The 25,118-nt window shown below is 69.0% G+C and carries 31 protein-coding genes and 1 tRNA gene; 19 read left to right on the forward strand and 13 right to left on the reverse strand.

Annotated elements, in window-relative coordinates; genetic code table 11:
* Positions 1-17: 17 nt before the first annotated feature.
* The 9 genes from ACFYLW_RS00905 to ACFYLW_RS00945 are packed head-to-tail and all read left to right on the forward strand — an operon-like array spanning position 18 to position 7,472.
* Positions 18-995, forward strand: a complete 978-nt coding sequence (locus ACFYLW_RS00905; protein ID WP_390182475.1) for a heme o synthase — start codon at positions 18-20, stop codon at positions 993-995.
* Between the two features lie 4 nt (positions 996-999).
* Complete coding sequence (locus ACFYLW_RS00910; RefSeq protein WP_390182476.1) at positions 1,000-1,254, forward strand: hypothetical protein; 255 nt, start codon at positions 1,000-1,002, stop codon at positions 1,252-1,254.
* The gene (locus ACFYLW_RS00915; RefSeq protein WP_292083781.1) at positions 1,251-1,817 is read left to right on the forward strand and encodes a cytochrome c oxidase assembly protein; all 567 of its coding nucleotides are present in this window, start codon (positions 1,251-1,253) and stop codon (positions 1,815-1,817) included. The genes ACFYLW_RS00910 and ACFYLW_RS00915 overlap by 4 nt, the downstream gene beginning before the upstream one ends.
* Positions 1,818-1,872: 55 nt before the next feature.
* Positions 1,873-2,751, forward strand: coding sequence for a cytochrome c oxidase subunit 3 (locus ACFYLW_RS00920; RefSeq protein ID WP_390182477.1), 879 nt, complete (start codon positions 1,873-1,875; stop codon positions 2,749-2,751).
* A gap of 59 nt (positions 2,752-2,810) precedes the next feature.
* Positions 2,811-3,158: a DUF983 domain-containing protein gene (locus ACFYLW_RS00925; RefSeq protein ID WP_390182478.1), complete on the forward strand. Its 348-nt coding sequence runs from the start codon at positions 2,811-2,813 to the stop codon at positions 3,156-3,158.
* Complete coding sequence (locus ACFYLW_RS00930) at positions 3,155-3,877, forward strand: SURF1 family protein (RefSeq protein ID WP_390182479.1); 723 nt, start codon at positions 3,155-3,157, stop codon at positions 3,875-3,877. The genes ACFYLW_RS00925 and ACFYLW_RS00930 overlap by 4 nt, the downstream gene beginning before the upstream one ends.
* A 50-nt stretch (positions 3,878-3,927) precedes the next feature.
* Entirely contained in the window at positions 3,928-5,142 is a 1,215-nt protein-coding gene (locus ACFYLW_RS00935) for a M16 family metallopeptidase (protein ID WP_390182480.1), read from the forward strand.
* Positions 5,143-5,184: 42 nt separating this feature from the next.
* Positions 5,185-5,808 (forward strand): GNAT family N-acetyltransferase, encoded by a 624-nt coding sequence (locus tag ACFYLW_RS00940; protein ID WP_390182481.1) that lies wholly within the window; start codon positions 5,185-5,187, stop codon positions 5,806-5,808.
* Positions 5,805-7,472: a bifunctional diguanylate cyclase/phosphodiesterase gene (locus tag ACFYLW_RS00945; protein ID WP_292083775.1), complete on the forward strand. Its 1,668-nt coding sequence runs from the start codon at positions 5,805-5,807 to the stop codon at positions 7,470-7,472. The genes ACFYLW_RS00940 and ACFYLW_RS00945 overlap by 4 nt, the downstream gene beginning before the upstream one ends.
* Before the next feature lie 201 nt (positions 7,473-7,673).
* Here ACFYLW_RS00945 and ACFYLW_RS00950 read toward each other — a convergent pair whose 3' ends face one another.
* A complete protein-coding gene (locus ACFYLW_RS00950) occupies positions 7,674-8,243 on the reverse strand; it encodes a YqgE/AlgH family protein (protein ID WP_292083774.1) in 570 nt (189 codons plus the stop codon).
* A 137-nt stretch (positions 8,244-8,380) separates the two neighbouring features.
* On the opposite strand from ACFYLW_RS00950, the gene ACFYLW_RS00955 reads away from it, so the two are divergent.
* Both ACFYLW_RS00955 and ACFYLW_RS00960 read left to right on the forward strand, forming a co-directional pair.
* On the forward strand, positions 8,381-8,869 hold the full coding sequence (locus ACFYLW_RS00955) for a peroxiredoxin (RefSeq protein ID WP_313472802.1): 489 nt from the start codon (positions 8,381-8,383) through the stop codon (positions 8,867-8,869).
* 23 nt (positions 8,870-8,892) lie between these two features.
* Positions 8,893-9,399: a very short patch repair endonuclease gene (locus ACFYLW_RS00960; RefSeq protein WP_390182482.1), complete on the forward strand. Its 507-nt coding sequence runs from the start codon at positions 8,893-8,895 to the stop codon at positions 9,397-9,399.
* On the opposite strand, the gene ACFYLW_RS00965 is transcribed toward ACFYLW_RS00960, so the two are convergent.
* From ACFYLW_RS00965 to ACFYLW_RS00985, 5 genes are all read right to left on the reverse strand, one after another.
* Entirely contained in the window at positions 9,300-11,204 is a 1,905-nt protein-coding gene (locus tag ACFYLW_RS00965) for an ATP-binding protein (RefSeq protein WP_390182483.1), read from the reverse strand. The two genes, ACFYLW_RS00960 and ACFYLW_RS00965, sit on opposite strands and share 100 nt — an antisense overlap.
* Positions 11,205-11,269: 65 nt before the next feature.
* Positions 11,270-12,307, reverse strand: a complete 1,038-nt coding sequence (locus tag ACFYLW_RS00970; RefSeq protein ID WP_390182484.1) for a quinone-dependent dihydroorotate dehydrogenase — start codon at positions 12,305-12,307, stop codon at positions 11,270-11,272.
* Complete coding sequence (locus ACFYLW_RS00975; RefSeq protein ID WP_390182485.1) at positions 12,304-12,660, reverse strand: DUF952 domain-containing protein; 357 nt, start codon at positions 12,658-12,660, stop codon at positions 12,304-12,306. Before ACFYLW_RS00975 ends, ACFYLW_RS00970 begins: the two co-directional genes overlap by 4 nt.
* Positions 12,657-13,154 carry a SixA phosphatase family protein gene (locus ACFYLW_RS00980; protein WP_390182486.1) on the reverse strand — a complete coding sequence of 166 codons (498 nt, stop codon included), beginning with the start codon at positions 13,152-13,154 and terminating at the stop codon, positions 12,657-12,659. Before ACFYLW_RS00980 ends, ACFYLW_RS00975 begins: the two co-directional genes overlap by 4 nt.
* A 10-nt stretch (positions 13,155-13,164) precedes the next feature.
* Positions 13,165-13,935, reverse strand: a complete 771-nt coding sequence (locus ACFYLW_RS00985; protein ID WP_390182487.1) for a class I SAM-dependent methyltransferase — start codon at positions 13,933-13,935, stop codon at positions 13,165-13,167.
* A gap of 206 nt (positions 13,936-14,141) precedes the next feature.
* Here ACFYLW_RS00985 and gloB point away from each other — a divergent pair, with 206 nt between their 5' ends.
* Positions 14,142-14,870, forward strand: coding sequence for a hydroxyacylglutathione hydrolase (gene gloB, locus ACFYLW_RS00990; protein ID WP_390182488.1), 729 nt, complete (start codon positions 14,142-14,144; stop codon positions 14,868-14,870).
* On the opposite strand, the gene ACFYLW_RS00995 is transcribed toward gloB, so the two are convergent.
* The 3 genes from ACFYLW_RS00995 to cpdR all read right to left on the reverse strand — a co-directional run bounded on the left by ACFYLW_RS00995 (position 14,867) and on the right by cpdR (position 15,927).
* Entirely contained in the window at positions 14,867-15,175 is a 309-nt protein-coding gene (locus ACFYLW_RS00995; protein WP_390182489.1) for a YdeI/OmpD-associated family protein, read from the reverse strand. The genes gloB and ACFYLW_RS00995 overlap by 4 nt on opposite strands.
* 208 nt (positions 15,176-15,383) lie before the next feature.
* Positions 15,384-15,458, reverse strand: a tRNA-Val gene (locus tag ACFYLW_RS01000).
* Between the two features lie 112 nt (positions 15,459-15,570).
* Positions 15,571-15,927, reverse strand: a complete 357-nt coding sequence (gene cpdR, locus ACFYLW_RS01005) for a cell cycle two-component system response regulator CpdR (protein WP_292083763.1) — start codon at positions 15,925-15,927, stop codon at positions 15,571-15,573.
* A gap of 129 nt (positions 15,928-16,056) precedes the next feature.
* Here cpdR and ACFYLW_RS01010 point away from each other — a divergent pair, with 129 nt between their 5' ends.
* Positions 16,057-16,896, forward strand: a complete 840-nt coding sequence (locus tag ACFYLW_RS01010) for an N-formylglutamate amidohydrolase (RefSeq protein ID WP_390182490.1) — start codon at positions 16,057-16,059, stop codon at positions 16,894-16,896.
* Between the two features lie 251 nt (positions 16,897-17,147).
* Here ACFYLW_RS01010 and ACFYLW_RS01015 read toward each other — a convergent pair whose 3' ends face one another.
* A complete protein-coding gene (locus tag ACFYLW_RS01015) occupies positions 17,148-17,834 on the reverse strand; it encodes a DUF599 domain-containing protein (protein WP_292083761.1) in 687 nt (228 codons plus the stop codon).
* Positions 17,835-17,971: 137 nt separating this feature from the next.
* On the opposite strand from ACFYLW_RS01015, the gene ppa reads away from it, so the two are divergent.
* A complete protein-coding gene (gene ppa, locus ACFYLW_RS01020) occupies positions 17,972-18,529 on the forward strand; it encodes an inorganic diphosphatase (protein WP_292083760.1) in 558 nt (185 codons plus the stop codon).
* Positions 18,530-18,790: 261 nt separating this feature from the next.
* Here ppa and ACFYLW_RS01025 read toward each other — a convergent pair whose 3' ends face one another.
* Together ACFYLW_RS01025 and ACFYLW_RS01030 are read right to left on the reverse strand one after the other, a co-directional pair.
* Positions 18,791-19,462 (reverse strand): bifunctional 4-hydroxy-2-oxoglutarate aldolase/2-dehydro-3-deoxy-phosphogluconate aldolase, encoded by a 672-nt coding sequence (locus tag ACFYLW_RS01025; RefSeq protein WP_390182491.1) that lies wholly within the window; start codon positions 19,460-19,462, stop codon positions 18,791-18,793.
* A gap of 90 nt (positions 19,463-19,552) precedes the next feature.
* Entirely contained in the window at positions 19,553-20,383 is an 831-nt protein-coding gene (locus ACFYLW_RS01030) for an alpha/beta hydrolase (protein ID WP_390182492.1), read from the reverse strand.
* A 48-nt stretch (positions 20,384-20,431) separates the two neighbouring features.
* Between ACFYLW_RS01030 and ACFYLW_RS01035 the strand changes: the two genes are divergently transcribed.
* Both ACFYLW_RS01035 and ACFYLW_RS01040 read left to right on the forward strand, forming a co-directional pair.
* Positions 20,432-20,689 (forward strand): Lrp/AsnC ligand binding domain-containing protein, encoded by a 258-nt coding sequence (locus ACFYLW_RS01035; protein ID WP_040347054.1) that lies wholly within the window; start codon positions 20,432-20,434, stop codon positions 20,687-20,689.
* Entirely contained in the window at positions 20,686-21,615 is a 930-nt protein-coding gene (locus tag ACFYLW_RS01040) for a 2-hydroxyacid dehydrogenase (protein ID WP_390182493.1), read from the forward strand. The genes ACFYLW_RS01035 and ACFYLW_RS01040 overlap by 4 nt, the downstream gene beginning before the upstream one ends.
* On the opposite strand, the gene ACFYLW_RS01045 is transcribed toward ACFYLW_RS01040, so the two are convergent.
* Positions 21,599-22,123: a GNAT family acetyltransferase gene (locus tag ACFYLW_RS01045; RefSeq protein ID WP_313472415.1), complete on the reverse strand. Its 525-nt coding sequence runs from the start codon at positions 22,121-22,123 to the stop codon at positions 21,599-21,601. The two genes, ACFYLW_RS01040 and ACFYLW_RS01045, sit on opposite strands and share 17 nt — an antisense overlap.
* 130 nt (positions 22,124-22,253) lie before the next feature.
* Here ACFYLW_RS01045 and ACFYLW_RS01050 point away from each other — a divergent pair, with 130 nt between their 5' ends.
* The 3 genes from ACFYLW_RS01050 to ACFYLW_RS01060 all read left to right on the forward strand — a co-directional run bounded on the left by ACFYLW_RS01050 (position 22,254) and on the right by ACFYLW_RS01060 (position 25,082).
* The gene (locus ACFYLW_RS01050) at positions 22,254-23,438 is read left to right on the forward strand and encodes an acyl-CoA dehydrogenase family protein (RefSeq protein ID WP_390182494.1); all 1,185 of its coding nucleotides are present in this window, start codon (positions 22,254-22,256) and stop codon (positions 23,436-23,438) included.
* A gap of 4 nt (positions 23,439-23,442) precedes the next feature.
* Positions 23,443-24,561 (forward strand): acyl-CoA dehydrogenase family protein, encoded by a 1,119-nt coding sequence (locus tag ACFYLW_RS01055; protein WP_390182495.1) that lies wholly within the window; start codon positions 23,443-23,445, stop codon positions 24,559-24,561.
* A 74-nt stretch (positions 24,562-24,635) separates the two neighbouring features.
* The gene (locus tag ACFYLW_RS01060) at positions 24,636-25,082 is read left to right on the forward strand and encodes a DUF559 domain-containing protein (RefSeq protein WP_313101439.1); all 447 of its coding nucleotides are present in this window, start codon (positions 24,636-24,638) and stop codon (positions 25,080-25,082) included.
* Positions 25,083-25,118 lie beyond the last annotated feature (36 nt).

Genomic DNA, 25,118 nt, shown 5'->3' on the forward strand with positions numbered 1-25,118 from the left:
GCGGCCTTCGGCTTTTTATGACCATGACCGACCGCCCCACTCGCGAGACCCCCCTCGTCACCACCGCCCAGCCGGAAGACTTCTTCCAACTGCTGAAGCCGCGCGTCATGTCGCTGGTGGTCTTCACCGCCGTGACGGGCCTGGTGGTCGCGCCGGGGCGCCCCAACTTCCTCTTGGCGGCCATCGCCGTGCTGTGCATCGCCGTGGGGGCCGGGGCCGCCGGCGCCCTGAACATGGCGCTGGAGGGCGAGACCGACGCCCTGATGCGGCGCACGCGCGGCCGCCCGGTCGCGGCGGGCCGCGTCCGCAAGAACGACGCCATGGCCTTCGGCGTCGTCCTGTCGATCTTCTCCGTCATGCTGCTGGGCATGACGACCAACTGGCTGGCTGGCGGTCTGCTGGCCCTGACCATCGTCTATTACGCCGGTTTCTACACCCTGCTGCTCAAGCGCCGGACGCCCCAGAACATTGTCATCGGCGGCGCCGCGGGCGCCTTTCCGCCGGTGATCGGCTGGGCGGCGGTCACCGGCGACGCGCCGTGGCAGGCCTGGCTGCTGTTCGCCATCATCTTCCTGTGGACCCCGCCGCATTCCTGGGCCCTGGCCCTCTATTCGGCCGGCGACTACGCCAAGGCGGGCATTCCGATGATGCCGGTGGCGCGCGGCGCCAGGTCGACCCGTCTGCAGATCCTGATCTACACCCTGATCTTCGTGCCGGTGGCCATCGCCCCGGCCTTCCTGGGGCTGGGCGGGGTGGTCTATCTGGCGGTGTCGGTGGCCGGAGGGCTCTTCTTTCTGGCCCTGGCGATCCGCCTGTGGCGCTCGCGCGCCGGCGACCAGCCGGACAAGGTCGAGGCGGTGGGGCGAGAGGCCGCATTGTACGACGTCCGGGCCGAGGCCAAACCGGCCCGTAACCTGTTCGCCTTCTCCATCCTGTATCTGATGGCGCTGTTCTCGGCCTTGCTGGTCGAGCAGCTGCCGGGCCTGGGAGCCTGACCGCGTGACCCGTCCGAACTTCATCAAACTGACCGACGACCAAGTGCAGGCGCGCAAGCGTCGCAACGTCGCCATCGCCCTGGGCCTGGTCGGCTTCATCGTCCTGGTCTTCATCGTCACCGTGACGAATCTTCAGCGCAACACCGAGGCTCGCAAGGCGGCCGAGGCGGCGGCTGCGGCGACGCTGGAACGGGCCGACCCCGCTCTGCCCGCGCCGGCCACGGTTGAGGGGGCGCCGGTCTCGGGGCCGACGCAGTGAAGGACCGCAAGAACCTCGTCGCCTTCATCTGCGCCGCCGTGGTCATGGGCATGACGGGCGCGGCCTTCGCCGCGGTGCCGCTGTATCGCCTCTTCTGTCAGGTCACAGGCTTCGATGGCACGGTGAAGAAGGCCGAGGCGGCGCCGACGCAGATTCTGGATCAGAGCGTCCTGATCCGCTTCGACACCAACGTCCGCAACCTGCCGATGGACTTCAAGGCCGAACAGATCAGCCAGCGGGTGCGAATCGGCGAGACGGGCATGGCCTATTTCAAGGTGACCAACACCTCGGACCAGCCGATCCACGCGACGGCGGCCTACAACGTCGTGCCCGAACGCGCCGGACCCTACTTCCAGAAGCTGCAGTGCTTCTGCTTCGAGGGCCAGGAAATCGGCCCCGGCGAAACCAAGGAATTCCCGGTCCAGTACTTTGTGGCGCCCGAGATCGCCACGGACGCCGAGTCCAAGGGGGTTCGCGAAATCACGCTCAGCTACACCTTCTTCCCCACCAAGGGCTTCCAGCAGGCCGCATCCGGTCAATCTGCTACTGGCAAAGCCGGGTAGCGGACGCTATAGCCCCTGTAAGAACGATCTCTCGCCTTAATTCAGAGACCCTGGAATGGCCGACGCGCACGCGAAACCGCAACACGATTACCACCTGGTGGACCCGAGCCCCTGGCCGCTGATCTCGTCCCTGGCCACCGTGGTCATGTTCGTCGGCGCGGTCATGTGGATGAAGGGCCTGTTCGGTCAGCCGGAAGGCACCAAGTGGCTGTTCTTCGTCGGTCTGGCGGGCGTCCTGTTCGCCATGTACGGCTGGTGGGCGGACGTCATCAAGGAATCCAAGAAGGGCGACCACACCCCGGTTGTCTCGATCGGCCTGCGCTATGGCATGATCCTGTTCATCGCCTCGGAAGTGATGTTCTTCGTCGCCTTCTTCTGGATGTTCTTCGACATGGCGCTCTTCACCGAGTCGCGCGCTCTGACCCCGGAAGTCGGCAATTGGATGGACACCGCCGCCGCCTGGAAGACCTGGCCGCCCAAGGGCGTCGAGCTGCTGGACCCCTGGGGCCTGCCGCTGCTGAACACGGTCATCCTGCTGCTGTCGGGCACGACCGTCACCTGGGCGCACCACGCCCTGCAGGTCGGCGACCGCAAGGCCGCCAAACTGGGTCTGCTGATCACCGTCCTGCTGGGCGTGCTGTTCACCGGCGTTCAGGCCTATGAATATCACCACATCCTGCACGAGGGTTACTTCTTCAACGAAGCCGCGACCCACTCGAAGCTCTACGGCTCGATCTTCTTCATGACGACCGGCTTCCACGGCTTCCACGTCCTGGTCGGCACCATCTTCCTGGCGGTCTGCCTGCTGCGTCTGCAAGCCGGTCAGATGACCCCGCAGAAGCACTTCGGCTTCGAGGCCGCCGCCTGGTACTGGCACTTCGTGGACGTGGTCTGGCTCTTCCTGTTCGCCTTCGTCTACGTCACCTTCGGGTGAAGACGGGCGAACCAGCCTCTGCACTTCAAACGGCGCGGGACGAACAGTCCCGCGCCGATTTGCTTGGGGGCCAGGCCATCCGCGCGGGCCTGTCGGGGCGTTGCCCGAACTGCGGGCAGGGGCCGCTTTTCCAAGGCTTCCTGAAGGTCCGACCGACCTGCACGGCCTGCGGCTTCGATCTGGCCTCGGTCGAGACCGGCGACGGCGCCGCCACCTTCATCATGCAGATCGCCGGCTTTGTGGTCGGGTTTTCGGCCCTGGCGGTCGAGATCGCCTGGCATCCCCCCATTTGGCTGCACCTGATCATCTGGCTGCCGCTCGTCGCCGCCCTGGCCCTGGGCCTGATGCGCCCCGGAAAGGGGTTGATGACCGCCCTGCAGATCCTGAGAACCCGAGATCCGAAATGACGTCCGCCGCCCGTCCCCGTTTCCCCATCATCCTGACGATCCTCGCCGTCCTGCTGCTGGGCTCCCTGCTGGCGCTCGGCGTCTGGCAGGTGCAGCGGATGCAGTGGAAGGAGGGTCTGATCGCCGGGGCCGAGGCCGCCGCCGGCCAGCCGCCCTTGCCGCTGGAAGAGGCCCTGAAGCTTAAGGACCCCGAGTTCCGTCGCGTCCTCCTGACCTGCCGCGGTCTGGCGGCGGCCCCCTTCGTCGAACTGCAGTCCATCGAGAACAGCGACGCGGGCGTGCGCCTGGTCTCGGCTTGCGCGGTCGAGGGCGGTCCGACCCTGCTGGTCGACCGCGGCTTCGTCGCCGCCGAGATCTCGGCCCGTCCGCCGGTCAACGCCGCCGACACCATGCCGGTCGTCATCACCGGCGTCCTGCGCCGCGCCCCGGCCCCCAGCGCCCTGACCCCGCCGCCCGCCGAGGACCGCTTCTACGGCCGCGACGCCGAGGCCATGGCCCGTGCGTTGAAGGTCGAGGGGCCGATCTCGCCCTTCACCGTCTTCGCGACCACATCAACCAATCCCGACTGGGGCGCGCTGAAGCCCTCGGCGCCGCCCGCCGCCTTCACCAACAACCACCTGGGGTATGCCCTGACCTGGTTCGGTCTCGCCGTCGCCCTGATCGCCTTCTATGCGGTGCTGCTGCGCCGCCGCATGACCCGCAAGGATACGGAATCCTGACTGCTCGCCTTCACACCCTGTCTAACGGCGTCCGCGTCGTCTGCGACCCCATGCCCGGTCTGCGGACCTTCGCCCTGACCGTCGCCGTGCGCGGCGGGGCGCGAATGGAGGACGAGGCCCGCTCCGGCTGGTCGCACCTGCTGGAACATCTGGTGTTCAAGGGCGCCGGCGACATGGGCGCCCGCGACATCGTCGAGCGCATCGAGGCCGAGGGCGGCTCGATCAACGCCGCCACGGGCTATGAGCGCACCAGCTTCGAGATCCGCGCCCTGCACGGCTCCCTGCCCCTGGCCATGCAGATCGTCTCCGACCTCGTCTTCCGCCCCACGCTCGACCCCGCCGAGATCGTCCGAGAGAAGGACGTCGTGGCCCAGGAGATCGCCGAGGCCTTCGACACCCCCGACGACCACGTCTTCGAAATGGCCCAGACACGGGCCTATGCCGGCCAGGCCCTGGGCCGCCCCATCCTCGGCACGGTCGACAGCCTGAAGGCCGCCGATCGCGCCGCCGTGGCCGACTGGCGCGCCCGGCTCTATTCGCCCGACCGCATGGTCGTCGCCGTCTCGGGCGCGGTGGACGAGAACGAACTGCTGGCCCTGGCCGAGCGCTGGTTCGGCCAGGAGGCGGCGACACCGCTGGATCCGTTGGCGCCCGCCGCCTTCGTCGGCGGCGAGGCCAGACTGACCCGCAAGATTGAGCAGGCCAATCTGGTCTTCCAGTTGCCGACCATGGGGGCGCTGGACCCGCGCTTGCCGGCCCTGCGTCTGTTCACCGAGATCCTCGGCGGCGGCATGGCCTCGCGCCTGTTCCAGAGCGCGCGCGAGGACCGGGGCCTGGCCTACGCCATCGACGCCTATCAGGAAGCCTACGAGGACGCCGGGCTCCTGGGCATCTACGCCGGGGCCGCCGCCGACCGCGCGGTCGAACTGGCCGAGGTCAGCGCCGCCGAACTGCTGGATCTGGCCGAGAAGGGCCCGACCGAGGCCGAGTTGTCGCGCGCCAAGGCCGTGCTGAACGCCACCCTGTGGATGGCCGACGAAAGCCCCGCCAGCCGCGCGGGCCGCAACGCCGCCCAGACCCTGATCTTCGGCGCGCCGGTCTCGTCGGAAGACAGCGCCGCCCGCATCCTGACCCAGACCAGCGACGATTTGCGCGCCGTCGGTCGCGCCATGATCGAGGCCGGTCGCTCGGCCACTGCGGTGCTGGGGCCGAAGGCGGCCGGGCCGGCGGGCGGCGCTTTCACCGCTCGCCTCGCGGCCCGCTAAGTCGTGGCTGGCGTCGGCGACGCTTCTCGCTAATCTGCCGTCATGGCCCTGTTCGACTGGATGGCCGAGGCGACCGGACCGGTCCTGCACGGACAGGGGGTCTTGCTGCGTCCGCCGCGCCCTTCCGACTATGCCGAGTGGGCCGAGCTGCGCGGCGGCTCGCGCGACTATCTCCAGCCGTGGGAGCCCGCCTGGGCCGAGGACGACCTGACCAAGGCGGCCTTTCGTCGGCGCTTGGGCGTCTATGCGCGCGAGATGGAGCTGGGCACGGCCTGGCCCCTGTTCGTCTTCGATCCTGATGAAGAGCGGCTGATGGGGGCCATCACCCTGTCCAACATCCGGCGCGGCGTGGCCGAGACCGGCACCCTGGGCTACTGGGTTGGTCAGCCCTATGCGGGGCAGGGGACGGGCACGGCGGCGGCCAAGGCCATGCTGGGCTTCGCCTTCGGCGCGCTGAAGCTCCACCGCGTCGAGGCGGCCTGCGTCCCGACCAACCACGCCTCGCGCCGGGTTCTGGAAAAGGCGGGCTTTCGGCATGAAGGACTGGCGAAAGCTTATTTGAAAATTAACGGCGTATGGGCAGATCATCTGCTGTTCGGCGTCATCGAGGACGAGTTCGTCCCTGACCCGGCCGTGTCCAGTTCTTACACCCGGGATTCGCTTTGAGCACACGATCCAGAGCCCTGGCCTGGGACCCGACGACGGCGATCGAGGCGCTGGCCGCCGCTGACGCCGCCCTGTGGATCTGGACGCCCGCCGACGACCAGATTCGTTTTACCGGGGCGACCCGTTCGCTGGGCCTCGGCCCGCTGGCGCCTGAGTGTTCCGGCGCCGCCTTCGCTGCGCTTGCCATGCCCCAGGACCGGGCCCTGGCCGATCGCCTGCTCAAGCCCCAGGCCGAGGGCACCGAGATCGCCGTGCGCCTGCGTATGCGCGGCTGCGAGACCTGCCTGTGGCGCGGCGTCTGGCTGGAGGACGGCCTGCGCGCGGCGGGCGTCGTGGCGCTGGAGACCAAGTTTGCGGGCGCCGACCGGGACGCGCTGACCGGCCTGCTGGACCGCCGCACCTTCCTGGTCCGCGTGGCCGAGACCCTGGCCCAGCCGGGCGACTATGAACTGGTGGTGGCCGACGTGGACCGCCTGCGCCGCCTGAACGAGGCTTTGGGCCACGAGCGCGCCGATCTGGTGCTGTCGGCCCTGGGCTCGCGGCTGGCCGGGGCCTTCGCCCAGGACTGCTCGCCCGCCCGCATCGGCGAGGACGAGTTCGCCGTCCTGGCCCCGCGCAGCGCCACCAGCGCCAGCGAGCGGATGCGCGAGGCCTTGGAACAGCCCCTGCGCGTCGCCGGCTTCGACATCTATCCGACCGTCTCCATCGGCGCCGTGGCCGCCGAGGGCGGCCCGGACGCGCCGGACCCCGCCGAGCTGCTGCGACGCGTCGAACTGGCGGTGGAGCAGGCCAAGACGGCCGGGCGCGGCGGGGCCGCCGCCTATGGCCGGGCGCTGGAAACCGACAGCCTGTCGCGGCTGGCGCTGGAATCCGACCTGCGCAACGCCTTCGTGCGCGGCGAGATCGAGCCCTTCTATCAGCCCATCGTCAACCTGAAGTCCGGCGCCGTCGCCGGCTTCGAAGCCCTGGTGCGCTGGCGCCATCCGCAGCGCGGCCTGGTGCCGCCGGACGAGTTCCTGACCCTGGCCGACGAAATGGGCCTGATGAACGAGCTGGGCCTGCTGATGATGACCCAGGCGGCGCGCCAGCTGGCCGAGTGGCTGCATCGCCACCCCGCCGCGGGCAAGCTGTTCTGCAGCGTCAACCTGTCGGTCGGCGAGATCGAGCGCGACCATCTGGTCGAGGATGTGGCCCGGATCATTCAGGAGACCGGCCTGCCGCGCGGCGCGCTGAAGCTGGAAGTGACCGAGGGCGACATCATGCGCGACACCGCGCACGCCGCCGAGGTGCTGACGAAGCTGCGCGAGGCGGGGGCCAGCCTGGCGCTGGACGACTTCGGCACCGGCTTCTCGTCCCTGTCCTATCTGGCGCGACTGCCCTTCGACACGCTGAAGATCGACCGCTACTTCGTTCTGACGATGAACAAGGACGAGGGCTCGGCCAAGATCGTCAAGTCCGTGGTCAACCTGGGTCGCGACCTGTCGCTGGAAGTCGTGGCCGAGGGGGTCGAGAACGCCGAACTGGCCGGCCTGCTGCTGGACGCCAGCTGCCACTACGGCCAGGGCTTCGGCTACGCCCCGGCGTTGCCCGCCCAGGAGGCCGAGGTCTATCTGAATGAGTCGCTGGCCGACGGCTCGGCCCCGATCAAGGCGCGCTCGGCGTAGGTTTTTCTTTCGTCATCCTCCGGCAAGCCGCGCAGCGGCGCTGACCGGGGGGACCCAGCGGCGCCCGGAGGGCGACCCGAAGGGCGGCGCGTAGCAGCCAACGACGACGGACGCGGTGCACGCAGGCAGATCGCCTTCGGCGCCGCTGGGTCCCCTGATCTCCGCTTCGCTTCGTCGGAGGATGACGGAGAGACTAGTGCTTCAGGCCCGCCCGCTCTGGGCCGAGAGGCGGGCGGCGTCGACGCCGAGGCCGGCGAGGGCGCGGCTCCACTTGGTCGCATAGTCGCCGTCGAAGATCAGGTCGGGATCGGCGTCGGCGGTCAGCCAGACGTTTTCACCCAGTTCCTCTTCCAGTTGGCCTTCGCCCCAGCCGGCGTAGCCCAGCAGCAGGACTGAGCGACGTGGTCCCTCGTCGGCGTCGCTCATCGCCGCCAGGGCGTCGCGGGTGCCGGTCACGGCCAGGCCGTCGCCGAACGTCAGGGTGATGTCGTCATTGGCCCAGTCGTCGGTGTGCAGGACGAAGCCGCGCTCGCGCTCGACCGGCCCGCCGATCAGCACCGCCCGCTCCGACATGGCGTCCGAAACCGGCGTGTCCAGCTTCTTCAGCACCTCGGACAGGGTGACGCCCGGCGCCGGCTGGTCCAGCCGCAAGCCCATGGCGTGCTCGTCGTCGTGGGCGCAGATCAGGATGACGGCGTGGCGGAAACGGTCGTCGTCTATGCCCGGCATGGCGACCAGAAGACGCCCGGTCAGGGAGGAAAAGGCGGTCATTCCCCCATCATCGGGCGACCAGCGTCACGACGCAAGGCGCGAGGGAACGAAGGGCGCTTGGCGATCCTTCTTCCCGTCTCTATCTGACAAATGAACGCCGCCCGGATTCCCCGGGCCTTCAGCCCCGGAGACCTTGCATGACCATCCAGATCGGCGACCGCATCCCCGACGCGACCCTGACCACCATGACCGCCGACGGCCCCAAACCGGTCACCACGGCTGAACTGTTCGGCGGCAAGACGGTCGCCCTGTTCGCCGTCCCCGGCGCCTTCACCCCGACCTGCTCGGCGCGCCACCTGCCGGGCTATGTCGACAACCGCGCCGACCTGGCCGCCAAGGGCGTCGACACGGTCGCCTGCCTGTCGGTCAACGACGCCTTCGTCATGGGCGCCTGGGCCCAGGCCAACGACCTGAACGGCACGGACGACGTGGTCATGCTGGCTGACGGCAACGGCGACTTCACCCGCCAGGTCGGCCTGACGCTGGACGCCAAGGGCTTCGGCATGGGCGAGCGCTCGCAGCGCTATTCGATGCTGGTCAAGGACGGCGTCGTCGATCAGCTGAACATTGAACAGGGCGGCGAGTTCAAGGTCTCCTCGGCCGAGCACCTGCTGGCCCAGCTCTGATGCTGACCGTCATGGGCTGATCCATGACGGACGTTTTCACCCCGGAAAAACGCAGCGCGGTCATGCGCCGGGTGAAGGGGCGCGACACGGCGCCCGAGCTCAAGGTCCGGCGGATGCTGCGCGCCGCCGGGATCGGCTACCGTCTGGGCGGCTGCGGCCTGCCCGGACGGCCCGACGTGGTGATGAAGGGGCGCAGGCTCGCCGTCTTCGTCCACGGTTGTTTCTGGCACGGCCACGACTGCCCGCGCGGCGCGCGAAAGCCCCAGGCCAACGCCGACTACTGGCGCAACAAGATCGACAGGAACCGCGCTCGCGACGCCCGGGTCGCGGCAGAGCTGTCTGCCGCGGGTTGGCGCGTGCTGACCGTCTGGGAGTGCGCCTTGCGCGAGCCGGGCTTCGCCGAGGCGCTGATCGCCGCCGTAAGGGACGATCAGGCGGCCGCGATCTCGGCGGTTTCGGCGCCCTCGTTCAGCACTTGGGACAGGGCTCCCAGCAGGGAGCCGGGCGTCAGCGGCTTGGAGACGAAATAGTTCATCCCGGCGGCGGTGCAGGCGGCGATGTCCTCGGGCGCGGTGTCGGCGGTGACGGCGATGACGGGCGTTGCGGCGTTGATCCCGCCTGCCGCGCGCAGGCGACGCGTGGTCTCGCGTCCATCGAGCTCGGGCATCCGCACGTCCATGAAGATGACGTCGAACGGCGCGCCCTCGCAGGCCTGAAGCGCGGCCAGACCGTCCTCGGCCATGGTGATCTCGCAATCGAGCGATTGCAGGATCAACTGGATGGCGCGGCGATTGATGGCGTGGTCGTCGACGACCAGGACGCGCAGCGGAGCCTCCGCGTGGCTGTCTTCGGGCGCCGAGGTCGTTGATTGTGCGGTCGCGGTCGCGGTCGCGGTTTCAGGTTCCGGCTCCGGCGCAGGTCGGGCGGGCGATGCCGGGGCGGCGGCAGGGCGGCTCAAGGCGCGCGTCACCGTGGCGCGAGCCTCGGGAACCAGGGTGGTGAGCGGCGCGTCAACGGCCGCCCCGCGCGGCATGACCAGCGACAGGGTGAAGATCGCGCCCTGACCCGGCGTGCTGCGCACCGTCAGCCGACCGCCCATCAGTTCGATCAGGTCGCGGCTGATGCTCAGGCCCAGACCCGATCCGCCGAAGCGCGCGGCCACGCCGTCCGCGGTCTGGTCGAAGGGCGTGAAGAGGCGGCGCAGTTGCGCGGGCGTCATGCCAGGACCTGTGTCCTCGACGTCGATCAGCAGAACATGGGCGTCGTGCTCGTCGGGCCAGGATTGCAGGCGCAGGGTGATGGACCCGGCGTCGGTGAACTTCATGGCGTTCGAGATCAGGTTGTTCAGCACCTGGCGCAGGCGCATGGCGTCGCCGCGCACCATCCGGGGCAGGAGGCGCGCCCCCTCCATCCGCAGGCGCAGGCCCTTGGCGCGCGCCGGCCCGGCCCACAGCCGCGCCGTCTGGGACAGCAGCAGCCGCAGGTCGAAGTCGCGAACATCGACGCTCATCCGTCCAGCGTCGAGGCGGGCGTGGTCGAGCAGGTCGTCCAGCAGCTCTTTCATCATCAGGCCCGCGTCGGTGATCAGAGCCACCTGTTGGCGCGCCGAGCCGCCGCCGCGTTCCAGTTCCTCGGCGCCGGTCAGGATGGCGCTGATCGGGGTGCGCAGGTCGTGGGCCACAGCGGCCAGGAAGGCGCCGCGGCTGGCCATGGCGGCCTCGACTTCCACCCGTTTGCGGTCGGTCTCGATCCTGGCCAGGGTTTCGGCGCGATTGGCGCGGAACAGGTGCCGCCGCGTGTTCAGGCAGAAGACGGTGTAGGACAGAATGGCCACCGACACCGCGGTCACGATGTGCGGCGCGGCGCCCATGCGGGACATGAACAGGGGCGTCAGAGCGAAGATCGCCAACTGGGGCAGGACCGTGCAGGCGAAGATCCGCATCGAGCCCGCCGACATGATCACCGAGTTGATCATGCCCGCCGACAGCAGGACCGAGGCCGCGACCCCGCCCATGGCGCCGCCGACGATCCATAGCGGCACCGCCATGACGCCGAAGAAGCCGGCGTTGAGGATGAGGATCAGGTCGCCGTACACGCCGCGCCATCCGCTGGGCTCAACGACCTTGCCGGTCGTCACGGGTGCGAAGACCTCGGCCTCCAGAAACTGAATCAGGGTGTAGACGACCAGCCATGTCGCGCAGAAGCGCCAGCCCAGCATGGGACTGAACACCAGGGCGGTCGCCGCTCCCATGACGATGCGTTGCAGCATCGCCTTGCGGCGCTGGCGGATTGCGGGCGCCCAGATGGTCGAGGCGTCGGCGGCGGTTTGCGTCATGCGACTTTCCGAGCAGGCGAATTCGCCTATCGGAGCGATGATGCCGCGCTTGCCCTAATGCTCCGTCAACGGCCGGAGCCGACGGCGTCGGAAAGGTCGGCGAAGCCTTCGGCGCGAAGGCGGGCGGCCAGATCGCGCTTGATCGCGCCGACCAGACCCGGCCCTTCGTAGATCAGGGCCGAATAGACCTGGACCGCCGAAGCGCCGGCGCGGATGCGGGCCCAGGCGTCGGCGCCGCTCTCGATGCCGCCGACCGCGATCAGCGGCAGCCGCCCGGCGGACGCCTCGGCGGCGGCTTCCAGCGCCTTCTGGGCGAAGGGCTTCAGCGGCGCGCCCGACAGGCCCCCGGCCTCGCCCGCATAGCCGGACTTCAGCGTGGCGGGGCGTTCCAGCGTGGTGTTGGACACGATCAGGGCGTCGATGCCGTGGGCGATGGAGGCCTCGACGATCATGCCGATCTCTTCGCCGATCAGGTCCGGCGCGATCTTCAGAAAGACCGGCGCGCCGTCAGCCGGGCGGGCCTCGTTGATCCGGCCCAAGAGGTCGTCCAGCGCCTCGCGGCCCTGCAGGGCGCGCAGGCCCGGCGTATTGGGCGAGGAGATGTTGATGGTGAAGTAGTCGGCCAGGCCCGCCAGGCGGCGAAGGCCGGCGACATAGTCCGCCGCCTTGTCCTCGGTGTCCTTGTTGGCCCCCAGATTGGCGCCGATGGGCGTGCGTTTCGGGCGATGGGCCAGACGCGCGGCGAAGGGCTCCAGCCCCTCGTTGTTGAAGCCCATGCGGTTGATGATGGCCCGGTCTTCGGACAAGCGGAACAGGCGCGGCCTGGGGTTGCCGGGCTGGGCGCGCGGCGTGACCGAGCCGCATTCCACCGCCCCGAAGCCGAGGCGCGACAGGCCCTCCAGAGCCTCGCCGTTCTTGTCCAGACCGGCGGCCAGACCGACCGGGTTGGACATCTCCAGCCCGGCGATGCGGGTCTTCAGGATCGGATCGTCGGCGCCGGGGGCGGGCAGGGGCGTGACCTGCAGGGCGCGGATGGCCAGGCGGTGCGCCGTCTCGGGGTCCATCTGGCGCAGGAGAACGGCGCCGAGGTCGGTCAGGCTCATGGCTTTTCGCTCAGGATCATTTCGCCGTCGGCTGTCACCGACAGGGCGCGCACGCCCCGCGTCGCCTTCACCGGCAGGGGGCCGTAGATATGGGGAAACAGGGCGCCGCCGCGCGACGGCTCCCAGACCAGGGTCTCGCCCAAGGCCGTCAGGTCGACCTCGACCAGCATCAGGTCGTTCTGGCCCGCGTAGTGCTTGGCGGCGGTCCCGGCCAACTGGTCGGCGGCGGACAGGTGGATGTAGCCGTCGGCGTGGTCGATGGGCGAGCCGTCATAGGCGCCCTCGGCCAGGGTCGCGCGCCAGTCGGCGCGGCTCAGGATCTTGAAGGCGGTGGTCGGCAGGGCGTCGGTCATTTTTCCAGATCGTTCGGCGTCAGCCAGCCTTCGTAGGTGGGGCGTCCGGCGACATCGACGCTGAAGACGGCCGCCGCGCCGGTGGGGAAGCCGCCGCTCATCTTGTCCAGCACGCTCGGCGACGCCGCGCTCTCGATCAGGTACTCAACGGCCAGCTGATGCACGCCCGGATTATGGGCCACCAGCAGCAGGCATCCGGCCGTGTCCTCGGCCGCCTCGACCGCGCGGCGCAGCACGTCGGAGGAGGCGTTGTAGAGGGCGGGCGACAGATGCACCTCGACATCGCCCATCGCCTCGCTGACCTCGTCCCAGGTCTGGTGGGTGCGCCGGGCGCTGGACACCAGGGCCATGTCGGGACGCAGACCGCGCTCGGCCAGAGCCCTGCCCATGGCCAGGGCGTCGTGGCGTCCGTGCTTGGACAGGGGGCGGTCGACGTCGCCGCCGGGGGCGCTCTTCTCGGCCTGGGCGTGACGCATGATGATCAGTCGCTGCATGGGGCTCGCCTTAAGGCCGTTTGCGTGCGCCGACCAGAGCATGGGCGGGCGTCCCATGGTCGCGCGAGGCGGGCGAGGGGGTCAGGGCGGGGCGCGGCGCCAGAACCGCCTGGGCCAGACCTTGTGGCCGGATGCGGGCGTAGGATTGGCGTGTGGCCTCCAGCATGATCAGCCCGGCCATGCCCGGCAGCATCCAGCGGCCGATCTGCTCTACGCCTTCGGCCATCGGCAGCAGGGGCCGCCACGGCGGAACATACAGGGCCTGGGACCAGGCGGCGGGCTCCAGCCCCACCTCGCGCACCAGCCGCTCCAACTGACCGCGCGTGAAGGGGCGCCCGTGGCCGAACGGGGTGGTCTCGGCCCGCGCCCACATCCCGCCGCGCGCCGCCGTGGCCAGGATGATCCGTCCTGCGGGGGCCAGGGCACGCACCGCCTCGGTCAGCAGGGCGCGGGGATCGTCGGCTTCCTCCAGCGCATGGACCAGCAGGATGCGGTCGAAGGTTCCGGCGGCGAAGGGCAGGCGTTTGTCGTCGACCAGCACGGTGCGGTTGCGCCCGCCCGTCGTCCACAGCTCGGCGCCCTGTCCGCCCGGCATGGCGGCGATGACCCGCCGCGCTCCGATGAAGCCGTCCAGCCAGGGCGTGGCGTAGCCCAGGCCCAGAACGTCGCAGCCCTCAGCCTCGCCCCAGGCGTCCTCCAGCCTTCGCGCAAGCACGCGTCGCACCAGCGCGCCGGTCGGCTCGCCGTAAAAGGTGCGAAGATCGTCGATGCTGCGCCGCATGGATGCATTATGGCTGAAATCGCGATGAATGTCGGCTGGGGCCCCGTGATTTCCGCTCATCCCCGCGGAGGCGGGGACCCAGTAAGAGCTTCAGCTACCGCCATTGGCTGTCTGTGCTCGGAGCCAAAGCGCTGGGTCCTCGCCTCCGCGGGGATGAGTGGGGTGGGTGGGGCGCGCGTCGCCCGCTTGCCTGCTACAATGCGCCCATGACCCTGACCGTGCGCCAGTTCGCCTGCCTGTCCGACAACTACGGCTTCCTGATTCGCGACGAGGCCACGGGGATGGTCGCCACCGTCGACACGCCGGACGCCGAGGCGATCCTGGCCGAGATCGAGGCGTCGGGCTGGGGACGGCTGGACCTGATCCTCAACACCCACTGGCACCCCGACCACACCGGCGGCAACGAACGGCTGAAGGCCGAGACGGGCTGCGAGATCGTCGGTCCCGAAGAAGTCCGCCGCGCCGCCCCTTTGGACCGCGTGGTGGTCGACGGCGACATGGTGCGCTTCGGCGAGACGGCGTTCGAGGCGCTGCTGTCGCCCGGGCACACCCTGGGGCATCTGGTCTATCGGTCGGTGGAAGACGATCTGGCCTTCGTCGGCGACGTCATCTTCGCCCTGGGCTGCGGTCGTCTGTTCGAGGGCACGGCCGAGCAGATGTGGGACAGCCTGGGCCGCATCGCCGCCTGGCCCGAGACGACGATCCTCTATTGCGCCCACGAATATACGGCGTCGAACGCCCGCTTCGCATTGAGCCTTGATGATCGGCCCGAGATGAAGGCCCACGCTGAGGCGATCTTCGCCGCCCGCGAACGCGGCCAGCCGACCGTGCCGACTAGCGTCGGGACGGAGCGTCGCTTCAACCCCTTCCTGCGCGCCGCCGACGCCGCCGACTTCGCCGCCCGCCGCGCGGCCAAGGACGGGTTCAGGGGTTAGCCGCCCTTCGCCTTTCCGTCGATCAGCACGGCCTGTTGCCAGGGGCTGGGCGCCTTGTCGGTGCGGTGGATGCAGCCGACCCAGCAGCAAGGCCGCTTCTTGCCCTCCTGCAACTCTTCGACCGTGCGTTCGATGCGGCGATGGCGTGTTTTCGGCTGCTTGGCGTCCTCGACCCAGCAGATGAACTCGTTGCGGCCTAGCGGGGTCAGGCCCGCCCAAAGCGCGAAGACCTCGGGGTCGGCCCGCAAGGCCGCCTGCAGGTCCTCTGCGGCTTCGTGGACGACGCCCTGAGGAAAATCACTCATCGAAATCTCCGCCGCGGACCGGGCCGCGGTCGGAGCTTGTTCGCCGGGCGACGCAATGTCTACTGCCGGTCTTTGCGCGAATGTCCGCTCATCGATGATGCAGACGCAGAGGCGGCTGGCGATGCCACGCCCTGGATCGCGCGACGAGCTCGGCAAGGAGCGGGCGCCGGCGAGCGCGCGGGGCGGATTGCTGCCAAGGGAAAGAGAATGGTGGACGCGACAGGGATTGAACCTGTGACCCCTACGATGTCAACGTAGTGCTCTCCCGCTGAGCTACGCGTCCGCCTTTTCTGCGGCCCGTCCGACTGATGTCGGTGGGCGGGAAGGCGGCGTCTATAACCCGCAGTTCGCGGGGGCCGCAAGAGGCTTGTGTCTTCTTTTTTCGTATTTTTTCGTTAGGCGGCGATCATGCGTTCGACCTCGTTCACCAGGTCGCGCAGGTGGACGGGTTTGGACAGGACCTTGGCCTGGGGCGTGGCCTGGGCGGCCGACAGGGCGACAGCGGCGAAGCCGGTGATGAACATGATGCGGATGCCCGGCTGGCGCGCGGCGGCGACGCGGGCCACCTCGATGCCGTCGGCGCCCGGCATGACGATGTCGGTCAGCAGCAGGTCGTAGGGACCCTGGTCCAGGGCGTCGATGGCGTCGTCGCCGTTTTCGCAATCCACCACGGCGTGACCGGCGCGTTCCAGCGCGCGGGTCAGGAAGCCTCGAAGCGAGCCGTCGTCTTCGGCCAGCAGAATACGCGCCATGGGGTGATCTAGTCCTTGGAATATCAACGCGGAACCTAGGCGCCGATCTGTAAACTCGCAGTGAAAATCCCGCTTGGGGCGAGCGCGTAGAGGGGCGCGGTCGGGGATAAAACAGTCTATGGCCAAGCCATGCGCCCCGCACCGACCGACGCGACCTTCGGCCTGAGGCCTGCCCTGACCGGGCGGGCGACGCCTCTGGTGTTCGCCTCGCCCCATTCGGGCGCGGTCTATCCCGATGACATGGGGGCGGCCGAGGGCCTGTCCGAGGTTTCGCTGCGCAGCGCCGAGGACGCGGCGGTGGATCGGCTGCTGGACGCGAGCGCGGCGGCGGGGGCGGTCCTGGTCGCGGGACGAATCGGCCGGGCCTATGTCGATCTGAACCGGGCGCCCGACGACCTCGATCCGGCCCTGATCCTCGATTGTCCCGAGGGGGCGCCGCCAGGGCTGAAGACCCTGGCCGGTTACGGCGTCGTGCCGCGTCTGGCGGGCGACGGGACGCCGCTCTACGACCGTCGCCTGACGCTGGAGGAGGCGAGGGCGCGCATCGCGCGGGTGCACGCCCCCTATCACGCCGCTCTGGGCGAGCTGATGCAGGCCGCGCATGACCGCCACGGACGGGCGGTGCTGGTCGACTGGCATTCCATGCCTGCGCGGGCCACGGGGCCGAACGGACCGGACGTGGTGCTGGGCGACCGCCACGGGACCAGCTGCGCGGCGGGGCTGACGCGGCGTCTGCGGGTGCTGTTCGAGGCTCTGGGCTGGCGGGTGGCCCTGAACCGACCCTATGCGGGCGGCTATGCGACCCAGATCTGGGGGCGGCCGGACGAGGGTTTCGAGGCGATCCAGATCGAATTGAACCGGCGGCTTTACTGGGACGAGGCGGCGGGCGCGCCGTCGGCCGGCTGGGGCCGCTGCCGGTCGGGCCTGAACCGGGTGGTCGCGATCCTGGGCGAAGACTTCGCCGCCTGAGCCCGTCTCCAGACCAAAAAAAAGCCGCGCCCGGGGGCGCGGCATGAAAAGTCTATAGGGAGGAAACGCCCAGGAAGGGCATGACGCCCGGAGGCGTCGAAAGCCAAGTTAGGTTGCAGCGCACAAAATTTCAAGGTCCGATTATCCTTGTGCGATCACAGGCTGTTACGAAAATCCCTTTCGTCGTTACGCGACGGAAGGTCGGGCGACGACACGAATCGTTCGCGGCTGCAATAAGACCAAAGTCGGGCCTAGCTGCGTTCCAGCAGCCGTCTCGCCGTTCGCACGGCGCGCGCCGCCGGCGACCCGGCCTGGCGCCAGACCAGCAGGCCGAAGGCCGAGATCACGCCCAGAGCCAGCCAAAGCGGGCCGAACAGCCAGGCCGCCGCCGCCAGGGCGAAGTAGTAGCCGCGCACCCCTTGGCTGAAGCCGCCCAGCGCCGGGTTCAGCACCTGGGCCACGGCGTGGCCATAGGCGACCCGGTCGGTCTCGGTGTGGATCTCGGGCGCCGCGCCGATCAGGGCCAGGGCGTAGTTCATCTGGCGCAGCGACCAGATGAAGTCGAGGAAGCCGCGCGCCAGACAGACCAGAACCAGGGCCAGCTTGGCCTCCAGGATCTTCACCGGCACCGCCTCGGCGCCGACGGCGGCGAAGCCCTTCAGCGCGTTCTCGCCGCCGAACAGGATGCCGGCCACCGCTGCGATCAGCAGCAGGTTGGTTGAGGCGAAGAAGGAGGCGGAGTTGATCGAATGGCCCATCAACTGGCTGTCGATCAGCCGAATCTCGCGATGGGTCATGGCCGTCATCCAGCTGTCGCGGACGATCAGCATGTCGTCGTTCAGCGACCCGCTGCGCCGTGCGATCAGCCCCAGGATCGGACCATAGCCGAGCCAGGCGACGAAGAAGAGGAACAGCGCGATCCAGTCGAACGGGGTCATGTCCTGTTGATGCCTTCAGTTCGGCCCATGGAGCAAGGGTGATCGCCCGCAAACAGCCCCTGAAGCTTGCTGTTCGGCGACGCAGAGCTTATCACGCGCCCCAATCTCCCCGTTCGCACCTGCAATAAGAGCGTAACATGAACATCGAAGCCATTCCGGTCGGCCCGAATGCGCCGTGGGACATCAACGTCATCATCGAGATCCCGCAAGGCGGCCTGCCGGTGAAGTACGAGATGGACAAGGAATCGGGCGCCCTGTTCGTCGACCGCTTCCTGCACACCGCCATGTACTATCCGGGCAACTACGGCTTCGTGCCGCACACCCTGTCCGACGACGGCGACCCCTGCGACGTCATCGTGCTGAACCCGACCCCGGTGGTTCCGGGCTGCGTCATCCGCTCGCGTCCCATCGGCGTGCTGAAGATGGTCGATGAAGCCGGCGGCGACGAAAAGATCCTGGCCGTGCCGGTCGACAAGCTGAACCCCTACTACACCGAGGTTTCCAGCTACCGTCAGCTGCCCGCCATCCTGATCGAGCAGATCGAGCACTTCTTCACCCGTTACAAGGATCTGGAGAAGGGCAAGTCGGTCACGGTCAAGGGTTGGGGCGACGCCGGCGAGGCCGCCGAGCTGATCGCCATCGGCATGAAGGCTCACCAGGACAAGCTGGCCAAGGCCGCCGCCGAAGCCGCCTGATCCGCTTCCGGTTCTGAATAGAGAAGGCCCCGCGGGTTCAACCGGCGGGGCCTTTTTTCTTTAGGGCGCTATCGCTCGCCGCGCGGCGGCTCGCTGCTTGAGCGCCGATTCTCCCTCCCACTTGGGGGAGGGTGGCTGACGCGAAGCGTCAGACGGGTGGGGGCGCTGCGGCAAATCAAGCCCTGTGCCCATATCGCCGCGCCCTCCCCACCCGTTCGCTTCGCGACCACCCTCCCCGAACGGGGAGGGAGAGACGCGGCGTTACTTCGCCCGGAACGCCGCGATGGCCTCGACGGTCTGGCGCACCTTGGCCTCGATGCCGGCCCAGTCCCTGGCCTGGATGGCCGCGTCGGTGATCAGCTTCGACCCCATGCCGGCCGCCACGATGCCCGAGCCGAACCACTTGGCGATGGAGGCCTCGTCGGGGTCGACCCCGCCGGTCGGCATGATCTTGGTCCAGGGCATCGGGCCCAGCACCGCCTTGACGAAGTCCGGCCCGCCGACCGAGGCGCCGGGGAAGAGCTTGACGATCTCACAGCCCAAAGCCTGGGCTTCCGAGATGTCGCGCACCGAGCCGCAGCCCGGCGAATAGGCGACCTGACGGCGGTTGCAGACCTGGGCCACCTCGGGAACCAGACAGGGGCTGATGACGAAGCGCGCGCCCGACGCCAGATAGAGGGCCGCCGTCGGCGCATCCAGGATCGAGCCGACGCCCATGATGATGTCGGGATCGGTCTGGGCGAACTGCTTCGAAAGGGCGGTGAAGGTCTCCCAGGCGAAGTCGCCGCGGTTGGTGAACTCGACGGCCTTGGCCCCGCCGCGAGCGCAGGCGCGGATCACCTCGGCGCAGACCTCCGGGTCGGCGTGATAGAAGACCGGGACGACGCCCTGGGTTTCGAGGGCGGTCAGCACGCTGAGGCGGTCGTGTCGCATGGGGTCTCCTTCAGGCCTTGAGGCCCGCAGATCGGCGGTTCCCGGCGCCCCCGTCAAGTGACACCGGGATCAACACTGGTAAGCGCCGCCTTATTCCGCCGTGGCCAGGGTCGCCAGCCGCTTGACCATGCTGCTGTCCTTGTCGGCCAGCGGGTCCAGCATGGTGAAATGATCCAGCCCGTCCAGCACCTCGACATGGGTGTCGGCGCCCTTGCCGCCCCACTCGGCGGCCATGTGGCGGCTCTGGCGGATGAACTCGTTGCTTTCCGCCCCGCCGACCCAGCAGTCCAGCGTCCGCCCCCCCGGCGCGCCGCCGTTCGGCGCGGGCCAGTGGATCGGCGACAGGGCCCGCGCCGTCATGGCGTCCAGCCCCAGGGCCTCGTTCAGCGAGGTGTGGATCAGCGGCTCGATGTCGAACACGCCTGAGATCGCCAGGGCCGCCCGCGCCCGCCCTTCGGACAGCATGCAGGCGGCCATGTGCCCGCCGACCGAATGGCCGAACACCAGGGGCCGCTTGCCGGTGCGGTCGCGCACCAGCTCGGTCGCCCGGCGCATCTGGCTGATGATGGCGCCGACCTTGACCGTCGGGGCCAGGTCATAGCCCGGAATGACCACGCTGATCCCGTGATCCAGCAGAGCAGGGGCGACCCAGGCGAACCAGGCCCGGTCCAGCGCCTGCCAGTAGCCGCCGTGGATGAAGACGGCGGTCGGCGCACCCGCGCCGGCGTCGAACCACTCCATCCTTTGCCGTTCGCTGGGACCGTATTCGACGGTTTCCGGTCTCAGGGCGTCGATGACGCGGGCCGAATCTTCTCGCCATCGTTTCAGGATCGCCGGGTGTCCCGGCACCCGTTCCCGATTGTTGTACGCCGCCTCGTAATCGACTGGAGGGGCCGTCAGTGTCGCCGGAGCCTTACCCATGCCGTTTCCATCCGCTATGCACCTCCGCTTGAACGGGAGGTTCCGACCATGATGACCGCCATTTTCGTCTTCATCAAATGCGAGTTGGGCTACGCCAACGACGTCGCCGCCGATCTGGTCGACAATGTTGAAAACGTTTCGGAAGTTTACTCGACTTCGGGCCAGCACGACCTGCTGGCCAAGTTCCAGCTGCCGAAGGACGCCGACATCGGCACCTTCGTCACCAAGCAGGTGCAGACGCGGCCGCACATCCGCGACACCTTCACCGTCATCACCTTCTCGCCCTTCCTGCCGTCGAAGAAATGACCGGCCTGGTCCTTCTGGCGCCGGGCCTGCCCGACAGCCTGCTGACGCCGCTGCGCGCCTCCGGCCTGACGCTTCAGACTCTGGATGGCGCTCCCACCCCGGAACAGGCCGAGGCCGCGACCGCCTATGTGGTCTTCGGCGGCAGTCCGGTCTCCGCCGACCTGATCGATTCCCTGCCGAACCTGAAGATCATCGCTGTCCACGGCGTCGGCTATGACGGGGTGGACGTGGATCATGCCCGCTCGCGCGGCGTGGTGGTGAGCAACACCCCCGACGTCCTGACCGAGGACGTGGCCGATCTGGCCCTGGCCCTGACGCTGAACACCCTGCGCGCCCTGCCGACGGTCGAGCATCACCTGCGCAGCGGTCGCTGGGCGGCCGGCGAGCGCGCGCCCCTGACCCGCCGGGCCAGCGCCCGGCGCTACGGCATCCTCGGCCTCGGCCGCATCGGCGCCGCCATCGCACGACGGCTGGAGCCCCTGGGCGGATCGATCGCCTACCATAGCCGCCGCCCGGTCGCGGACGTGGCCTACGCCTATCACGACAGCGCCCGCACCCTGGCCGAGGCCGTGGACGTGCTGATCATCGCCACGCCCGGCGGCGCCGCGACCGACAAACTGGTCGACGCCGAGGTTCTGGCCGCCCTCGGCCCCGACGGCGTCCTGATCAATATCGCGCGCGGCGGGGTGGTGGACGAAGCAGCCCTGATCGCCGCCCTGACCGAGGACCGCCTGTTTGGGGCCGGCCTCGATGTTTTCGCCCATGAGCCCACCGTGCCTCAGGCCCTTCTGGATCACCCGCGCTGCGTCCTGACCCCCCATGTCGGCTCGGCAACGGTGGAGACCCGCGCCGCCATGGCCGGGCTGGTGGTCGAGAACCTGCTGGCCGTCCTGTCGGGCCAGCCTGCGATCACGCCGGTGGTTTGACGGCGGTCCTGCGCCGGGCGGCCTTGGCGGCGTCGGCCCGATCCGCCGCCTCGTCCTCGACCCCGACCTTTTCTTCCACCGCGGCCGAGAAGCGCTGAAAGGCGCCCAGGCCCACCAGTACGATCACCGCCGCCACCAGCAGGGCGGTCGGATAGATCAGCATGGCCACGTCCTCGCGCGCCGTCTTGAACACCACCACCAGGGCCTCGAGGAAGACGGCGATGACGATGGTGGACAGGAACTTGGTCAGGCTGCGCCGGGCCTCGGCGGCGCTGCGCTTTTCCTTGTCGCGCTGCACCTCTTCCTCGAACAGGTACTTGGCCACGTCGAAGACGGCGATGGCGACGATGACATAGCCCAGCACGTCCAGCAGGGCGTCCACGCCCGAATGGTCCGGACTGACCACGGCGCGCAGGGCCTCGCCGACCCCCAGAAACACCAGGCCGAGCGCTAGAAGCAGTAGCAACAGGCTGGCGCCGCCAAAGACGACGCGGGTCAATAGGATCATGGACGGGCCTCTCTCGTGTCCTGGGCCAACGCTCGAACGGCCAAGGTGTTTCCGCATCCAAGAGACCGTAGCCAATCGCAACGGATTGCTGTTAGCGTGGCGTCAGGGAAACGCAGCAAGGGCACGCTAGATGGCCGATCTGGAGACGTTCCGCGCCGAGACGCGCGCCTGGCTGGAAGCCAACTGCCCGCCGGAGGTGCGCGGGCCGCGCGACGGCGACGAGGACTATGTCTGGGGCGGCCGCAACGCCGTCTTCAAGACCCCGGCCCACAAGCTCTGGCTGGACCGGATGGCCGAACGCGGCTGGACCGCGCCGGAATGGCCCAGCGCCTACGGCGGCGGCGGGCTGAACCGCGAGGAGGCCAAGGTGCTGGCCTCCGAGATGCGCCGCATCAAGGCGCAGATGCCCCTGGCCAGCTTCGGCATCTGGATGCTGGGTCCGGCGCTTCTGGCCTTCGGCACCGAGGAGCAGAAGCAGCGCTTCCTGCCGCCCATCGTGCGCGGCGAAATTCGCTGGTGTCAGGGCTATTCCGAGCCCGGCTCCGGCTCCGACCTCGCCTCGATCCAGACCCGCGCCGAGGATCGCGGCGACCACTGGATCGTCAACGGCCAGAAGGTCTGGACCTCCTACGCGGACAAGGCCGACTGGATCTTCTGTCTGGTCCGCACCGACCCCGAAGCGCCCAAGCATCTGGGCATCAGCTTCGTCCTGTTCGACATGGCGACGCCGGGGGTCAGCACCCGCCCCATCACCCTGATCAGCGGCAAGTCGCCCTTCTGCGAGACCTTCTTCGACGACGTGCGCGTCGAGAAGGAGAACCTGGTCGGGACGCTGAACCGCGGTTGGGACGTGGCCAAGGCCCTTCTGGCCCATGAGCGCACCATGATCGGCGCCATGGGCGATGTGGGCGTCGGCCGCCCTCTGGGCCAGGTCGCGACGGACGCCTTGGGTGTGGACGAGGCCGGGCGGCTGGACGAGCCCCTGCTTCGCGCCCGCATCGCCGACTACGACATCGACGCCGCCGCCTTCCGCCTGGCCATGGAGCGGGTGGGGGATCAGGTGAAGGCCAGACAGGCCCACCCGGCTGTCGCTTCGGTTCTCAAATATTACGGCTCGGAACTGAACAAGCGCCGCCACGAACTGGTCATGGCGGCGGGCGGCGCGGACGCCCTGGAATGGGAAGGCGACCGCTCGAACGACGGCCAGGCCGCTCGCGACTGGCTGCGCACCAAGGCCAACTCCATCGAAGGCGGGACCAGCGAAGTCCAGCTGAACATCATCGCCAAACACCTGCTGCAACTGCCGGGAGCCTGAGCCCATGCCCCTGATCCTGACCGAAGAGCAGACCATGCTTCAGGACGCCGCCGACGGCTTCCTGAGCGAACATGCCCCCATCAATCATCTGCGCCAGCTGCGCGACAGCCGCGACCCCGACGGTGTCTCGCGCGACCTGTGGCGAGCCTTCGGCGAGATGGGCTTCGCGGGCGTCGTCATCCCCGAAGAAGACGGCGGCTCCGGCCTCGGCGCGGTCGAGGCGGGCGTCATCGCCGAGAGCCTGGGCCGCACCCTGACGCCCTCGCCCTTCATGGGCTCCTCGGTGCTGGCCGCCACCGTGCTGAAGGCGGCGGGCTCGGAGGCGCAGAAGGCCTGGCTGCCCCGTATCGCAGCGGGCGAGGCCGTCCTCAGCCTCGCCGTCGATGAAGGCCCCAAGCACGCGCCGGCGAAGATCACGACGCGCGCCGAACGCGCCGGCAACGGCTTCAAACTGAACGGCGCCAAGGGCTTCGTGCTGGACGGCCACATCGCCGACGCCCTGATCATCGCCGCTCAGACTGACGACGGCCTGACCCTCTTCCTGATCGACCCGCAGACCCCGGGCGTCGCCGTTGAGCGCACCGTCATGGTCGACGCCCACAACGCCGCGCGCGTCACCCTGACGGATGTGATGGTGGACGCCGACGCCGTCCTCGGCGCCGTGGGCGAGGGGCAGGGGCCGCTGGACACCGCCTTGATCCTGGGCCGGGCCTGCGCCGCCGCCTCCCTGGTCGGGGCCGGCGATCAGGCCTTCAAGGTGACGCTGGACTACCTGCGCACCCGCAAACAGTTCGGCAAGCTGATCGGCGAGTTCCAGGCCCTGCAACATCGCGCCGCCCACCTCTTCACCGAGCTGGAACTGGCGAAAGCGGCGACGCTTGCCGCCCTGCAAGCCATCGACGCCGGCCGTCCCGACGCCGAACTGGCCGCAGGCATCGCCAAGGCCAAGGCCGGCCGGGTCGCCGAACTGGCGGTGCAGGAGGCGGTCCAGATGCACGGCGGCGTCGGCATGACCGACGAGTTCGACGTCGGCCTTTTCATGAAGCGCGTCCGCGTCCTCAACGAACTGCTAGGCGACGCCGGCTTCCACGCCGAACGCCTGGCGCGGGCGCAGGGGTTCTGACTTCCTTCTCCCCTTGAGGGAGAAGGTGGCCTGCGGAGCAGGTCGGATGAGGGGTGTCAGCGCAGAGGCTCGCCATGGAAAAACCGTCCGACCGAAACCGCGCCTTCGCTCGTCGTTCGCGCGGGGCGATGACCGACGCCGAGACCGAACTCTGGCGGTTGCTGCGCGACCGGCGACTGCACAGCATCAAGTTTCGACGCCAGGTCCCCATCGGCCCGTATGTGGCGGACTTCGCCTGTCATGCGTTGAAGTTGATTGTCGAGGCCGACGGCGGTGTCCATCGTCTGCGGGACGAAGTAGACGCGAACCGGGACGCCTGGTTGGCCGAGGCGGGCTATACGGTTCTGCGGTTCGACAACTCCATGATCCTGAGGAACCCCAACCTCGTGTTCGACGCGGTGCGCCGACATGTCGAAGGGCGCCGCTCACACCCCTCATCCGTCTCGCTGCGCGAGCCACCTTCTCCCTCAAGGGGAGAAGGGGAGTTTGATCCAGAACAAGGCTGGACGGGGCCGGGGTGACGCATCGGTCGCGCCCGGCTAAACCTCCCGCAAGGG

Origin of the sequence: Brevundimonas sp. NPDC007368 (assembly GCF_042869015.1) — a bacterium.
Taxonomy (GTDB): domain Bacteria; phylum Pseudomonadota; class Alphaproteobacteria; order Caulobacterales; family Caulobacteraceae; genus Brevundimonas.

Coding starts and splice junctions, on each gene's coding strand:
- ACFYLW_RS00905 (WP_390182475.1), top strand. CDS start 18: ATGACCATGACCGACCGCCCCACTCGCGAGACCCCCCTCGTCACCACC.
- ACFYLW_RS00920 (WP_390182477.1), top strand. CDS start 1,873: ATGGCCGACGCGCACGCGAAACCGCAACACGATTACCACCTGGTGGAC.
- ACFYLW_RS00930 (WP_390182479.1), top strand. CDS start 3,155: ATGACGTCCGCCGCCCGTCCCCGTTTCCCCATCATCCTGACGATCCTC.
- ACFYLW_RS00935 (WP_390182480.1), top strand. CDS start 3,928: ATGCCCGGTCTGCGGACCTTCGCCCTGACCGTCGCCGTGCGCGGCGGG.
- ACFYLW_RS00940 (WP_390182481.1), top strand. CDS start 5,185: ATGGCCCTGTTCGACTGGATGGCCGAGGCGACCGGACCGGTCCTGCAC.
- ACFYLW_RS00950 (WP_292083774.1), bottom strand. CDS start 8,243: ATGACCGCCTTTTCCTCCCTGACCGGGCGTCTTCTGGTCGCCATGCCG.
- ACFYLW_RS00955 (WP_313472802.1), top strand. CDS start 8,381: ATGACCATCCAGATCGGCGACCGCATCCCCGACGCGACCCTGACCACC.
- ACFYLW_RS00960 (WP_390182482.1), top strand. CDS start 8,893: ATGACGGACGTTTTCACCCCGGAAAAACGCAGCGCGGTCATGCGCCGG.
- ACFYLW_RS00965 (WP_390182483.1), bottom strand. CDS start 11,204: ATGACGCAAACCGCCGCCGACGCCTCGACCATCTGGGCGCCCGCAATC.
- ACFYLW_RS00970 (WP_390182484.1), bottom strand. CDS start 12,307: ATGAGCCTGACCGACCTCGGCGCCGTTCTCCTGCGCCAGATGGACCCC.
- ACFYLW_RS00975 (WP_390182485.1), bottom strand. CDS start 12,660: ATGACCGACGCCCTGCCGACCACCGCCTTCAAGATCCTGAGCCGCGCC.
- ACFYLW_RS00980 (WP_390182486.1), bottom strand. CDS start 13,154: ATGCAGCGACTGATCATCATGCGTCACGCCCAGGCCGAGAAGAGCGCC.
- ACFYLW_RS00985 (WP_390182487.1), bottom strand. CDS start 13,935: ATGCGGCGCAGCATCGACGATCTTCGCACCTTTTACGGCGAGCCGACC.
- gloB (WP_390182488.1), top strand. CDS start 14,142: ATGACCCTGACCGTGCGCCAGTTCGCCTGCCTGTCCGACAACTACGGC.
- ACFYLW_RS00995 (WP_390182489.1), bottom strand. CDS start 15,175: ATGAGTGATTTTCCTCAGGGCGTCGTCCACGAAGCCGCAGAGGACCTG.
- cpdR (WP_292083763.1), bottom strand. CDS start 15,927: ATGGCGCGTATTCTGCTGGCCGAAGACGACGGCTCGCTTCGAGGCTTC.
- ACFYLW_RS01010 (WP_390182490.1), top strand. CDS start 16,057: ATGCGCCCCGCACCGACCGACGCGACCTTCGGCCTGAGGCCTGCCCTG.
- ACFYLW_RS01015 (WP_292083761.1), bottom strand. CDS start 17,834: ATGACCCCGTTCGACTGGATCGCGCTGTTCCTCTTCTTCGTCGCCTGG.
- ppa (WP_292083760.1), top strand. CDS start 17,972: ATGAACATCGAAGCCATTCCGGTCGGCCCGAATGCGCCGTGGGACATC.
- ACFYLW_RS01025 (WP_390182491.1), bottom strand. CDS start 19,462: ATGCGACACGACCGCCTCAGCGTGCTGACCGCCCTCGAAACCCAGGGC.
- ACFYLW_RS01030 (WP_390182492.1), bottom strand. CDS start 20,383: ATGGGTAAGGCTCCGGCGACACTGACGGCCCCTCCAGTCGATTACGAG.
- ACFYLW_RS01035 (WP_040347054.1), top strand. CDS start 20,432: ATGATGACCGCCATTTTCGTCTTCATCAAATGCGAGTTGGGCTACGCC.
- ACFYLW_RS01040 (WP_390182493.1), top strand. CDS start 20,686: ATGACCGGCCTGGTCCTTCTGGCGCCGGGCCTGCCCGACAGCCTGCTG.
- ACFYLW_RS01045 (WP_313472415.1), bottom strand. CDS start 22,123: ATGATCCTATTGACCCGCGTCGTCTTTGGCGGCGCCAGCCTGTTGCTA.
- ACFYLW_RS01050 (WP_390182494.1), top strand. CDS start 22,254: ATGGCCGATCTGGAGACGTTCCGCGCCGAGACGCGCGCCTGGCTGGAA.
- ACFYLW_RS01055 (WP_390182495.1), top strand. CDS start 23,443: ATGCCCCTGATCCTGACCGAAGAGCAGACCATGCTTCAGGACGCCGCC.
- ACFYLW_RS01060 (WP_313101439.1), top strand. CDS start 24,636: ATGGAAAAACCGTCCGACCGAAACCGCGCCTTCGCTCGTCGTTCGCGC.